Genomic DNA, 11,955 nt, shown 5'->3' with positions numbered 1-11,955 from the left:
CAAGTGGCCGACTTTTACTCCGCCCATTGGCCGGATTTTACTCCGCCGTTGACACTTTTGTCTCTGCCCTACGGCATCGAGCGTCTTGTGCCGATGATCGAGGCCGCGCTGGACGGCGATCCGGAAACCAACGCCGACGACCGCTGATGCTTTTTTTTGGAGTTATTTACCCATGAGCTTTTCATTTCAATCGGTTGGCCGGCTGACGCGTGTTGCTGCGCTTGCCATGGTTGCGGGCCTGTCCTCTTTTTCAGCTCTGGCTCAGGAAATCCGCCTCTTTGTCGACGACATGGGGCATGAGGTCGAAGTCCCGGTCGATCCCCAGCGCATCGTTTCCCTGCGCGGTGAGCAGATCACGTCGCCCCTGCTAGAACTCGGTGCCGCTCTTGTCGGCTCGAGCGGCCGGGTGGACCCGGGCGTCAATAATGGCGATCCCTATGTCCGGGGCGCCTATGACGCGCTCGGCTTCCGCTTTGAAAATTCCGATATCGCCTGGGTCGGCGATCCCAATGAATACGACCTCGAAGCCATCGCCATAGCCGAGCCGGACCTTATCTTGCTCTCGGAAGGCGGAGTGGACAGCTACGAACAGCTTTCGCTGATTGCCCCAGCGGTCGTTATCGCCGGCTGGGAGGAGGACCTTCTGGCCCGCTACCGCAAGATCGCCGACGTGGCAGGCAAGCTCGATGTCTACGAGCAGCTTTTGGCAGATTGGGAGGTACGCTTTGCAGGAGCCCAGGACGTGATCTCGCAAACCATTGGCGATCCAGCAAGTGTATCGGTCGGGGTGATCGAGCCCCGGTCGGGGTCGGTTCGGGGCTTTCGCACCTATGATGCGCTGACCCAGATCATTCACGCGCTGGGGTTTTCCATGCCCGAGACGATCGCCGAGCTTGAAGAGTCGCGCATCGATCTCAGCCCCGAACTGGTCCACCAGTTCGACGCCGATTTCATGATCAGCACCTATTGGCCGGCCACGGGCACAACGGTTCAGACGATCTACGAGCTTTGGGATGCGGCCGTCCCCAATTGGCGGCAGGAACTGCATGCGGCGCGCAACAATCAATATTTCATGGTGCACCGCGAGGAGATGCGGGCCGTCAGCTTTGCCGCGTTGCGCTCCGTCCTCAACATTTTGGTCTCGCAAATCGCTACCCGCGACTTCGTGCCCTTGACCACAGACGAACAGATTTAGCGGAGAGTCATCTTGATGAAACCGATTAGAGCCATATTCGCCGTTTTCGCCCTTATGGCCACGCCGGTGCTGGCGGCGGAAACGCGCATGGTCACCGATGATGCCGGGCGTGTCGTTGAGGTGCCCTTAACGGCCGAGCGCGTCATTTCGCAAAATGACAATCGGCTGACCCTGCCGCTGCTTGAACTCGGCGTCCCGCTGGTGGGCAGTTCGGGGCGGGTCGATGCCGAGGGCAAGCCCTATCTGCGGGTGGTGCCGGACTTGCTGGGTATTGATTTCGATACAGCCGATTTCGAGTTTATCGGCACTTACAACGATCTCGATTACGAAACGATCGCGGCGCTTGATCCCGATCTCATCATCACCATGCTTGAAGAACAGGTCGAAAAGCTCTCGGTGATCGCACCAACGCTTGTCATCGACCCCAACCTTTATCCCGTCCGCGACGGTATGAGGGTACTCGCTGAAGCGACTGGTCACTTGGATGCCTATGAGGCCCTGTCAGGAGCGTACAATCGTAAGCTGGAGACGGTCAGGCCTTTCTTTGATGAAGCGGGCGACGTTTCCGTCAGCGTTACGTTCTCGTTTCCGGCAGGGGATTCTGTCTATGTCTATAACGATCTTGGAGCACTCACGGTCGCGATGGCCGATCTGGGGTTGAACCTGCCCGAGATCGCCGCGGACATGGACGGCCGCTCCATGGCCATCAGCCCGGAGCGCTGGCAGGACATCGATGCGGACTTTGTCATCAATTTTTATGGCACGACTCCGCAGGACGGTCCCGTTCAGGTGCGTGCCGGACTGGACAAATTCTTGCCGGGCTGGTGCGACTTTTTACATGCCTGCAGGAACGATCAGTACGTGTTCTTCCCATATGCGAGCTTTGGCTATTCCTTCGGCGCCCTGGGGCTGAACCTTGATCTGCTGACGACGCATATCGCTGGCCGCGCTTTCACACCCATAGGGCAGGCCCAATAGGGCTGCACACTGGTGCCGGGTCCGCGGGCGCGGATCCGGTGCAAGGCTTTCCAAGGAATTTGAACAATGAACCATCTCGGCCTTTTTGCCGGTGCGATCACAGTTCTGACGCTCCTCACCGCACCTGCGTTTGAAGAGGCGGCCGAATGAGCAAACACCAATTCTGCCGCGATCTTTGTCTTGAGCGCGACGAGCCCTTGCAGGGCACTGGCAATGCGCCGGGGCGGGTGTTGCTGCTCGCCTGGCCGCGCGGCAAATGGCGAACCCCAAGGTGGGAGTCGGCGGACATGAGCGAACTGCTCGCCGCCTCCATTCACAATGCCGCAAAAAGTGGTCTGCACGTCGCGCTCGTCGATCGGGTCGGCGACAGCGAGGCTTTGCCGCGTCTGATGGCACAGCCGGAGGGAGTCTTTGCTGACTTTGAAAGCGAAGCGGCACTGATCGCCGCGATCGACGGCTACGCCGATGGCAAGATGTTTCCCGGCCAAACCGATCCACGTACAACCATTCTTGTCTGCACGGATTCGCGTCGGGATGCCTGCTGCGCGCGGTATGGCTTTTCGACATACAAGGCACTGGTCGCCATTGCCGATCGGAACAAATTCAACATCGTGCAGGCAACCCATCTGGGCGGGTGCCGGTTTGCGGCTTCGCTTGTCGTTATGCCCGATCGGCAGCGTTACGGCCGGATGACCGCCGGGCAGGCGCCGGCCTTTCTTGAGGCGTTGTCGCGCGGTGAAGTCTTTCTTCCCGCCTATAAGGGGCGCACCGACCTGCCCGAGCCCGTTCAGGTGGCCGAGCTGGCGGCGCTCGAATGGGCGGCGGCACACAGTGCCAGCATGCGTCAGGTGCGCGTGCTGCCATTCGAAATGCCAGATGACCCTGTCGAGGGTCACGAACTCACCGTCCGCGCCGCTGTGCGCGATACCGAACTCGATATCCGCCTCAAGGCGCAAACCTACATGGTCCAGGGCAATTGCGGCGTCGTCGCCGACGGCGGCGGCAGCAATGTGCTGCGCTGGCGCCTCGATCATCTCACCACCGTCAAATCCAGATCCCAAGAGAGTTTTTCATGATCAATCGCCTTCTCATCACCGGCCTTGCCTCCATGCTGGCCATCTCGCCTGTCTTTGCGCAGGATGCCCAAACGCTTACCGACGGCACGGGCACCGATGTCACCGTGCCCGCCGATCCCCAGCGGGTCGTGGCGCTGCACGATACCTCGCTGACTGTAGCGTTGCTCGAACTCGGCATCGTTCCGGTCGGCAGTCACGGTCGCACCGCCGAGAATGCCGCCCCCAATATCCGGTCGGGCAAGCTGATCACGGGCTATGATTTCGACAATTCCACCATCGAATTTGTCGGAAACCTGCCCGCCGATGTCGAAGCCATAGCGGCGCTCGAGCCTGACCTGATCCTTACCACCGACTGGCAGACCGCCGATGTCGGCCAGCTTCGCGCCATTGCGCCCACCTATGTCTTTCCCATCTCGACAATGGATGATTTCGACGTTTACCGGACCATTGCCGAAGTGACCGGCACCACCGATGTGCTCGACAAGCTCGAGACCCGCTATCAGGCACAGCTGGACATGATCGCGGGCCTGACCGACCCCGCCGAAACGCAAGTCAGCGTCATTCAGGCCTATGGCGGCGAATTGCAGGTCTGGAATACGTACGGTTCGCTGGGCAAGGTTCTGCGCGATGCCGGCTTTGTCTTCCCCGCAGTCATCGACGCCATCGAGGGCAATGAGCGCCAGATTTTCTCAGGCGAATCCTACCCTGAATTCGATGCCGATTTCATCTTCGTCACCTACGCGGCAGAACGGGGCGAAAGCCCGGCCCAGGCCCGCGCGGCGCTCGACGAGGTTCTGCCGGGCTGGTGCGAGGTGATGCACGCCTGCCGCAACGGTCAGATTGTCTATATCCCGCGCGAGATCGCCTCGTCGGCGACCTATGATTCCCTCACCGCGCTCACCCAGATTGTCGCGTCCCATGTGGTGGGCCGCGACTACACGCCGCTCGAACAGTAAAATCGAAACCGGGGGATCAAATCATGAGCCTGTTGAGATCAATCATTGCAATTGGCGCGATCGCTTTCGCCGCGCCGGTGCTGGCGCAGGAAACGCGCAGCTTTACCGACGATGCCGGGAGAATAGTGGAGATCCCGGCCGATCCTCAGCGCATCGCGTCGCTGCAGGATCTTTCGATCACCATTCCGCTGATCGAACTCGGTGTCCATCCGGTCGCCAGTCACGGACGGACCACCGAGACGGGCGAGGGGTTCATCCGCTCGTCCAAGGTCTTGACCGGCGTCGATTTCGACAATTCCGACATTGCCTTTGTGGGCAATCTGCCGGTCGACATCGAAGCCGTCGCCGCGACCGAGCCGGACCTGATCATCACGACCCCGTGGCAGACCGCCCCGGTGGAACAGCTCGAAGCCATCGCGCCGACCATTGTGCTCGATGACACGGTGCGCGGCGATTTCGGCATGTATGAAGCGCTGGCCGAAATTACCGGCACGACCGATACGCTGGCCATTCTTGAGGGCCGGTATGACAGCCAGATCGAGCAGATCCGGCGCCTGATCGACACCGGGTCGATCTCGGTCAATGTCATCCAGGGCGTAAATGGGGAAGTTTTGTCCTGGCACACCTATGGCGGTTTGGGGCGCGTGCTGCGCGATGCGGGATTTGCATTTCCCGAGCGTGTCGATGCCATCCCCGAGGGCGAATTCGCGCGCATGAGTGCGGAGGCGTTGCCCGAACTCGATGCCGATTTCCTGTTCGTCACCTACCGCACCGATGCATTGGAAACCCCGGAAGACGCGTTCGGGCATCTTGAACAGGTTCTGCCCAATTTCTGCGATTTCCTGCATGCTTGCCGGGAAAACCAGATGATCGTCATGCCGCGCGAGGAGGCGTCGGCCTCGTCCTATTATGCGCTGGGCGTCATGGCCTATACGGTCATTTCCCATATCAGCGGACGCCGGTTCGAGCCGCTGGCCGAATAGATGATCGGGTCCGCCGGGAAAGCGGCGGACCTTCATGCCCTCAGATCGAGCGCTGATTGACGCGCTCGGCCACCGCCTTAGCGCTTTCGACCCGTTCGGAATAGCGATCCACCAGATAGTCGGCCCGATCGCGCACCAGGAGGGTGAATTTGATCAGTTCCTCCATCACATCGACGATGCGGTTGTAAAACGGCGAGGGGCGCATGCGCCCGGCCTCGTCGAATTCGTTGAAGGCCTTGGGCACCGAGGACTGGTTGGGGATGGTGACCATGCGCATCCAGCGGCCCAGAATGCGCAACTGGTTGACGGCATTGAAGGACTGGCTGCCGCCATTGACCTGCATCACGGCCAGCGTCCGCCCTTGCGTGGGCCGTACACCGCCCATCGAGAGCGGGAGCCAGTCGATCTGGGATTTCATGACGCCCGACATCGCCCCGTGCCGCTCGGGCGAGCACCAGACCATGCCTTCGGACCACAGCGCCAGTTCGCGCAGTTCGACGACCTTGGGATGGTCCTTGGGCGCGCCGTCGGGCAGGGGCAGACCCTCGGGGTTGAAAATGCGCGTCTCGGCCCCGAACCGACGCAGGATGCGGGCGGCCTCCTCTGTCGCGAAACGCGAATAGGAGCGCTCGCGCAAAGACCCGTAAAGCAGCAGGATTCGCGGAGCGTGCTGCTTGTGTTGCGGAGAGAGCAGCGCCGTTTCGTCGATGGGGTGAAATTGCTCCTCGGCGAGGGCGGGGAAATTATCGATTTCAGACAATGCGCTTTCCGTTTCCGTCGATGACGATCTCTCCGTCTTCCTTGGTGAAAGGCCCGATATCGGGGTTGGGGAGGATATCGAGCACCAGTTCGGAGGGGCGGCATTGGCGCACACCCTTTTCTGTCACAACGAACGGACGATTGATAAGGATCGGGTGGGCCAGCATGGCGTCGATCAATGCTTCGTCGGCGACCGAGGGATCATCGAGACCGAGATCGGTGTAGGGCGCTTCTTTTTTCCGCATGGCCCCGCGGACCGAAAGGCCCGACCGCGTGATGAGATCGACAAGCGTTTCGCGGCTCGGCGGGGTCTTGAGATATTGGATGATCTCCGGCTCTTCGCCCGACTGACGGATCATGGCGAGCGTATTGCGCGAGGTGCCGCAATCGGGGTTGTGGTAGATGGTGATGGCCAATTCAGACCTCCGTAAAGTGATGCCGGGTGCGGTTGGCGAGGGCGACAAGCGAGAGCATGACCGGGACTTCAACCAGCACGCCGACCACGGTGGCCAGCGCGGCGCCGGAATTGAGACCGAAGAGCGAAATGGCCACGGCCACCGCCAATTCGAAAAAGTTCGATGTTCCGATCAGGGCGCAGGGCGCGGCGATATTGAAAGGCACCTTCCACTTCCAGGCGGCCCAATAGGTGATGCCAAAAATGCCGTAGGACTGGATGAGAAGGGGTATGGCGATCAAAACGATGACCAGCGGATTGGCAAGGATCGTCTGCCCCTGAAAGCCGAACAACAGGACCACGGTCGCCAAAAGTCCGATAATTGAGGCGGGCTTTATGCGCGCATTAAAGGCGTCGATGCGGCGCGTGTCGGTCGGGTCGCCGCGCAGAAGGATCTGGCGGGTGATGGCGCCGGCGATCAGCGGCAGGATGACATAGAGCCCGACAGAGAGCAGCAAGGTCTCCCACGGCACGGTGATCTCGGTAAGGCCGAGCAGCACCGCGACAATGGGCGCGAAGGCGACCACCATAATGGCATCGTTCACAGAAACCTGGACGAGGGTGTAGTTGGGGTCGCCCTTGGTCAGTTGCGACCAGACGAACACCATGGCGGTGCAGGGGGCGGCGCCCAGAAGGATCAGGCCGGCGATATATTGCTGCGCATCGGCCGGATCGATCAGCGGCGCAAAGATCACATTGAAGAACAGGACCGCGAGCAGGGCCATGGAAAACGGCTTGATGAGCCAATTGACCACGAGGGTCAGCACTAGCCCCTTGGGTTGCCTGCCGACCTGTCCGATGGCGGTGAAATCGACGGCGACCATCATGGGATAGACCATGGCCCAGATGAGCACGGCGACGACGAAATTGACCGAGGCATATTCGAGGCCCGCAAGCGCTGCAAACAGGCCGGGAATGAGATTGCCGAGCACGATCCCGGCAACGATGCAGGCTGCAACCCAGACCGAGAGCCATTTTTCGAAAAAGCCGATGCCGCCCGCCGGGGCGGGAGCGCTTGTATCCAATGTCATAAGGTTCAGTCCCGCGTTTTGCCGATAGAGTCGAGCTTGGACTTGAGGGCCAGGCGATCGAGACTGGCGATGGGCAGGTTGAGCAGCAAGGAGATGCGGGTGCCCAGATGGCGTGCCGCTTCGGCAAAGGCATAGTGCTTTTCAGCGTCGGTGCCCTCGGCAGCGGCAGGGTCGGCAATCCCCCAATGGGCGGTCATGGGATGACCGGGCCAGACCGGGCAGGGTTCGTTGGCCGCGTCATCGCAGACGGTAAAGATGAAGTCGAATTCGGGTGCGCCCGGCTCGGCAAACTCGTCCCAGCTCTTGGAGCGGGCAAATTGGGTATCGATCCCCAAATTATTGAGCAGATCGAGCGTAAAGGGATGGACCTCTCCCTTGGGTTTGCTTCCGGCCGACCAGGCCTTGAACCGGCCCTTTCCGTCACGATTGAGCAGGGCTTCGGCGATGATCGAGCGCGCGGAATTGCCCGTGCACAGGAAAAGGACGGAGTAGGGGGTGTCAGTCACAGCAGGGTTCCGTGGCGGTTTGTTGCAGACAGGAGAGGTTGGTGACCAGCGGGGCGCACACTTCGGGACGACCGCCGCAGCAATCTTCGAGCAGGAACGCGACGAGATCGCCGGCGGTCTTGAAATTGGCGCTGTAGCGGATGGTCCTGCCCTCGCGCTCGGAGACGATCAGTCCTGAGCGCGTGAGAGCGGCAAGGTGGCTCGAAATGGTGTTCTGTCGGCCATTGACGGCTTCGGCGATTTCCCCGGCTGGCAAGCCCTCCGGTCCGATTTTCACAAGGCGCCGGAATATGGCCAGACGGGTGGGCTGGGAAAGTGCATCGAAAGCGTCGAGGGCGTGATCTGTATCCATATATCGAGAAATATCGATATATGGATACAGCGTCAAGTGGCGAATTGCGATCTGGGCCAAGCGTATCGGTTAGGCGGTGAGGCCGCCAGCCAAATGAAGTGCAACCCCGGCCGCTGCACAACCGGCCAATACGGTGACCGGCCCCAGTCCGAACCGGAAGATCGCGATCATCGCCGCAAGGACGAGAAGTGCCGAGAACCAGTTGATGGATTCGAGAACGGGTATGTCGAGAGCCAGTCCAAAGCTGGAAAATTCCACAACTTCGGAAAACACGACGTGCAATCCGAACCAGACGGCAAGATTGAGGATCACGCCGACCACGGCCGCGGTGATGGCGCCGAGTGCGGCGGTCAGGACCGTGTTGTCCCGCAGGCGCTCGATGAACGGTGCGCCGAGGAATATCCATAAAAAGCACGGCGCGAACGTCACCCAGGTGGTCAGCAATCCGCCCAACGTGCCCGCCAGCAAAGGCGGCAGCGTTCCGGGTGCACGAAAGGCGCCCATGAAGCCCACGAACTGGGTGACCATGATCAGCGGTCCCGGCGTTGTTTCGGCCATGCCCAGCCCGTCAAGCATTTCGCCCGGCGTCAGCCATCCGAAATTCTGGACGGCCTCCTGGGCGACATAGGCGAGAACCGCATAGGCGCCACCGAAGGTGACGACAGCCATGACACTGAAAAAGCCCGCGATCTGCGAGAACACGTCATCGGGTCCCAAAAGCGCGAAAAGCAATGCGACCGGGATGAGCCAAAGTGAGAGAATGACAAGGGAGATCCGAAGCGCCCATCGCGCGTCGACACGGGTATGTGCTGGAGATTCTTCACCGAGCAGCGTGTCGGCATCGGCGATCTGTTTCGCTCCAACCTTGCCCTGATTGATCCTGGGTTCAAAGGCTGGCACCCCGGCTCGCGCGCCCAAAAACCCGATGAGGCCCGCTGCCAGAATGATGATGGGAAAGGGAACGGCAAAGCCGAAAATGGCGATAAAAGCCCCGGCTGCTATGGCCAGCATCGCGCCGTTCCTGAGCGCCCGGCCGCCGATGCGGATGACGGCCTGAACGACTATGGCGAGGACCGCAGCCTTGAGCCCGAAAAACAGACCCTCGACAATCCCGACATTGCCCCAGATGGCATAAATCCAGCTCAGCCCCATGATGGCGACGATGCCCGGTATCACGAACAGCACACCGGCAATGATGCCGCCTGCCGTGCGATGCATCAGCCAGCCGATATAGACAGCGAGCTGCTGGGCCTCAGGCCCCGGCAGCAACATGCAGTAGTTGAGGGCGTGCAGAAATCGCTGCTCGCCGAGCCATTTGTGCTCTTCGACAAGAATGCGATGCATCATGGCGATCTGGCCGGCCGGCCCGCCGAAGCTCAAGAGGCCGATCCGAGCCCATATTCTCGTGGCCTCGGCGAGTGTGGGGTAGGAACGGTTCTGCATGCACGCCCAAAACAGATCAGCTGGTGTCACGCAGTTTAACTACGCATCAATCGGGCCTGTCTATTGCCCGTTGGTGACAGTGGGATGAAGATCGGCAAGGGCCTGGGTTATCGCGGCCTCCACACCCGGCTCACCCTGCCCATGACCCGCCGTGTCGACAATCCGCACATTGGCATCGGGCCACGCCTTGGCCAGGGCAAAAGACGTGGCCGGCGGGCACAAGAGATCGTACCGGCTCTGAACAATGCGACCGGGAATGCCGTCCAGTCTTGCAGCGTTGACCAGCAACTGGTCGGGCTCGAGAAAGCAGTCGTTGGAAAAATAGTGCGCTTCCATGAAAGGCGAGGTGGGAAATCGTGCGCCCGGAGCCGGAAGCTGCGATAAATCCAATCGGTCGGCCGGCGGCGCAATCTGGGACAGGATGCGTTCGGCCTGATACCAGGCAAAGGCTGCCGGCCGATGGATTTCGGGGTCGGAATTGAGGATGCGGCGCCAGTAGGCTTCGAGCGGGGCTGCGCGCTCTGACGGTGTCAGCAGGTCCAGGAAATCGGCATGAAGGCGCGGGTAGAAATGCGGCATGGCAGTTGCAAACGCCCAGTCGAGTTCGCGGCGCGTGCCCAGAAAGGTAGCGCGCAGTACAATGGCCGTAACGCGGTCCGGATGGCTTTGCGCATAGGCCAGCGCCAGTGTCGCACCCCAGGACCCACCGACCACGAGCCAGCGGTCTATTCCCAATGCCATGCGGATCGTTTCGATATCGGCGATCAGCCGGTCGGTGGAATTGGCCGATCGCTGTGCGTGCGGGGTGCTGCGCCCGGCCCCGCGCTGATCGAACAGGACGGCATGATACCGGTCTGGATCGAACAGGCGGCGATGGCTCGGTTGGCAGCCGCTGCCCGGTCCGCCATGTAAAAAGAGCACCGGGACGCCGTCGGGATTGCCGACGGTTTCGACGTACAGCGTATGTCCCTCACCCACCGGCAGCATTTGCGTGGTGAGGGGGGTATGCGGGTCGGCCTTGATCGCCGCCTCATTTTCCATCCACTGGCTCCGCTTCGAGCGTGCCGCCGGCAAAATTGCGGTAGATGAACCGTGTGGTTCCGGTTTCAGCTTCCGTTTCGGCCGTCTTGAAAATCTCGCTGTGGTGCGGAGAAAGGGCACAGGCCGGATCGGTATTCTCTGCCTTGCCGGTCAGCGCGAAGGCCTGGCAGCGGCATCCGCCGAAATCGACTTCCTTGAAGGCGCAACTCTGGCATGGTTCGGGCATCCAGCCGGTGCCGCGATAACGGTTGAAGGCGTCCGAGTTCTGCCAGATCCAGGCGATGGAATGGTTGGATCGCACCGAAAGGAAATCGAGCTCGGTAATCGTTTCGGCAGCATGGCAGGGCAACACCTTGCCTGAGGGCGTGATGTTGAAGAACTGGCGGCCCCATCCGCCCATGCACTTCTTGGGCCGTTCGGCATAATAATCGGGGATCACGAAATCGATGTCGAGAATGCCCTTGAGTCGCTCGCGGGCGTCCTCCACCACCTCGGTGGCGCGATCGATCTGCGCGATGGTGGGCATCAGCGCGGCGCGGTTCTTGAGCGCCCAGCCGTAGTACTGGACGTTGGCAACCTCGATGCGGTCGGCATCCATATCCACCGCCATGGCGATGATATCTTCGAGCTGGTCGAGATTCTGCCGGTGCATGACGGCATTGACGGTCAGCGGCAGATCGAGTTCGCGCGCCCAGCGCGCGACTTCATGCTTTTTGGCGTGGGCATTGCGAAAGCCTGCAACCCGGTCGGCCTTGACCGCATCGCTGCCCTGAAAGCTGATCTGGATATGAGACAGGCCCGCATCGGCCAACTCGGCCAGTTTTTCGCGGCTGATGAGCACGGCCGAGGTGATCAGATTGGTATAGAGATCGCGGTCGGTCGCATGCTGGACCAGTTCGACAATGTCCTTGCGGGCCGTCGGTTCGCCGCCGGAAAAATGGACCTGCAGCACGCCGATTTCGGCAAGTTCGTCGAGGACCCGCTTCCACTCCTCGGTGGTCAATTCGTTGCGGGCCCGCTCCATTTCGACCGGATTGGAGCAATAGGGACATTGCAGCGGGCATTTGTGGGTCAACTCGATCAGCACGGCGAGCGGAATGCCGTACTGGGCGGCAATTGGCTGCCCTCTGCCTTCGAGCAGGGCCAATCCGTCATTGGGATCGGTTTCGATCGGGGGATGG

The 11,955-nt window shown here is 60.9% G+C and carries 13 protein-coding genes; 5 read left to right on the top strand and 8 right to left on the bottom strand.

The genetic code is table 11. From position 1 onward, the window contains the following. Window positions 1–172 precede the first annotated feature (172 nt). The 5 genes from AACZ55_RS12950 to AACZ55_RS12930 all read left to right on the top strand — a co-directional run bounded on the left by AACZ55_RS12950 (window position 173) and on the right by AACZ55_RS12930 (window position 5,188). Window positions 173–1,195: an ABC transporter substrate-binding protein gene (locus tag AACZ55_RS12950; protein WP_339646707.1), complete on the top strand. Its 1,023-nt coding sequence runs from the start codon at window positions 173–175 to the stop codon at window positions 1,193–1,195. Between the two features lie 15 nt (window positions 1,196–1,210). Further along, window positions 1,211–2,173 (top strand): ABC transporter substrate-binding protein, encoded by a 963-nt coding sequence (locus AACZ55_RS12945; protein ID WP_339646705.1) that lies wholly within the window; start codon window positions 1,211–1,213, stop codon window positions 2,171–2,173. Window positions 2,174–2,319: 146 nt separating this feature from the next. Continuing rightward, a complete protein-coding gene (locus AACZ55_RS12940; RefSeq protein WP_338609581.1) occupies window positions 2,320–3,249 on the top strand; it encodes a sucrase ferredoxin in 930 nt (309 codons plus the stop codon). After that, window positions 3,246–4,205, top strand: coding sequence for an ABC transporter substrate-binding protein (locus AACZ55_RS12935; RefSeq protein WP_339646703.1), 960 nt, complete (start codon window positions 3,246–3,248; stop codon window positions 4,203–4,205). The genes AACZ55_RS12940 and AACZ55_RS12935 overlap by 4 nt, the downstream gene beginning before the upstream one ends. 23 nt (window positions 4,206–4,228) lie before the next feature. Continuing rightward, a complete protein-coding gene (locus tag AACZ55_RS12930; RefSeq protein ID WP_339646702.1) occupies window positions 4,229–5,188 on the top strand; it encodes an ABC transporter substrate-binding protein in 960 nt (319 codons plus the stop codon). 40 nt (window positions 5,189–5,228) lie between these two features. On the opposite strand, the gene arsH is transcribed toward AACZ55_RS12930, so the two are convergent. From arsH to pqqE, 8 genes are all read right to left on the bottom strand, one after another. Then, window positions 5,229–5,948: an arsenical resistance protein ArsH gene (gene arsH, locus AACZ55_RS12925; protein WP_339646699.1), complete on the bottom strand. Its 720-nt coding sequence runs from the start codon at window positions 5,946–5,948 to the stop codon at window positions 5,229–5,231. Then, window positions 5,941–6,363, bottom strand: coding sequence for an arsenate reductase (glutaredoxin) (arsC, locus tag AACZ55_RS12920; RefSeq protein WP_339646696.1), 423 nt, complete (start codon window positions 6,361–6,363; stop codon window positions 5,941–5,943). Before arsC ends, arsH begins: the two co-directional genes overlap by 8 nt. Window position 6,364: 1 nt before the next feature. Further along, entirely contained in the window at window positions 6,365–7,432 is a 1,068-nt protein-coding gene (gene arsB / locus AACZ55_RS12915) for an ACR3 family arsenite efflux transporter (RefSeq protein WP_339646694.1), read from the bottom strand. Between the two features lie 5 nt (window positions 7,433–7,437). Next, complete coding sequence (locus AACZ55_RS12910) at window positions 7,438–7,938, bottom strand: arsenate reductase ArsC (protein ID WP_338609586.1); 501 nt, start codon at window positions 7,936–7,938, stop codon at window positions 7,438–7,440. Next, the gene (locus tag AACZ55_RS12905) at window positions 7,931–8,290 is read right to left on the bottom strand and encodes a helix-turn-helix transcriptional regulator (protein WP_338609588.1); all 360 of its coding nucleotides are present in this window, start codon (window positions 8,288–8,290) and stop codon (window positions 7,931–7,933) included. Before AACZ55_RS12905 ends, AACZ55_RS12910 begins: the two co-directional genes overlap by 8 nt. Window positions 8,291–8,359: 69 nt before the next feature. Further along, complete coding sequence (gene chrA, locus AACZ55_RS12900) at window positions 8,360–9,733, bottom strand: chromate efflux transporter (RefSeq protein ID WP_339646691.1); 1,374 nt, start codon at window positions 9,731–9,733, stop codon at window positions 8,360–8,362. Between the two features lie 60 nt (window positions 9,734–9,793). Continuing rightward, complete coding sequence (gene pip, locus AACZ55_RS12895) at window positions 9,794–10,774, bottom strand: prolyl aminopeptidase (protein WP_339646688.1); 981 nt, start codon at window positions 10,772–10,774, stop codon at window positions 9,794–9,796. After that, window positions 10,764–11,955 (bottom strand): pyrroloquinoline quinone biosynthesis protein PqqE (gene pqqE, locus AACZ55_RS12890; RefSeq protein WP_339646685.1); only part of this gene is annotated, 1,192 nt, incomplete at its 5' end. The genes pip and pqqE, both read right to left, overlap by 11 nt.

Source organism: uncultured Pelagibacterium sp., assembly GCF_963972885.1.
Classification (GTDB): Bacteria; Pseudomonadota; Alphaproteobacteria; order Rhizobiales; family Devosiaceae; genus Pelagibacterium; species Pelagibacterium nitratireducens.
The sequence above is the reverse complement of the archived record's forward strand: the minus strand, read 5'-3'. Positions and strand labels throughout refer to the sequence as shown.

Coding starts and splice junctions, on each gene's coding strand:
- AACZ55_RS12950 (WP_339646707.1), top strand. CDS start 173: ATGAGCTTTTCATTTCAATCGGTTGGCCGGCTGACGCGTGTTGCTGCG.
- AACZ55_RS12945 (WP_339646705.1), top strand. CDS start 1,211: ATGAAACCGATTAGAGCCATATTCGCCGTTTTCGCCCTTATGGCCACG.
- AACZ55_RS12940 (WP_338609581.1), top strand. CDS start 2,320: ATGAGCAAACACCAATTCTGCCGCGATCTTTGTCTTGAGCGCGACGAG.
- AACZ55_RS12935 (WP_339646703.1), top strand. CDS start 3,246: ATGATCAATCGCCTTCTCATCACCGGCCTTGCCTCCATGCTGGCCATC.
- AACZ55_RS12930 (WP_339646702.1), top strand. CDS start 4,229: ATGAGCCTGTTGAGATCAATCATTGCAATTGGCGCGATCGCTTTCGCC.
- arsB (WP_339646694.1), bottom strand. CDS start 7,432: ATGACATTGGATACAAGCGCTCCCGCCCCGGCGGGCGGCATCGGCTTT.
- AACZ55_RS12905 (WP_338609588.1), bottom strand. CDS start 8,290: ATGGATACAGATCACGCCCTCGACGCTTTCGATGCACTTTCCCAGCCC.
- chrA (WP_339646691.1), bottom strand. CDS start 9,733: ATGCAGAACCGTTCCTACCCCACACTCGCCGAGGCCACGAGAATATGG.
- pip (WP_339646688.1), bottom strand. CDS start 10,774: ATGGAAAATGAGGCGGCGATCAAGGCCGACCCGCATACCCCCCTCACC.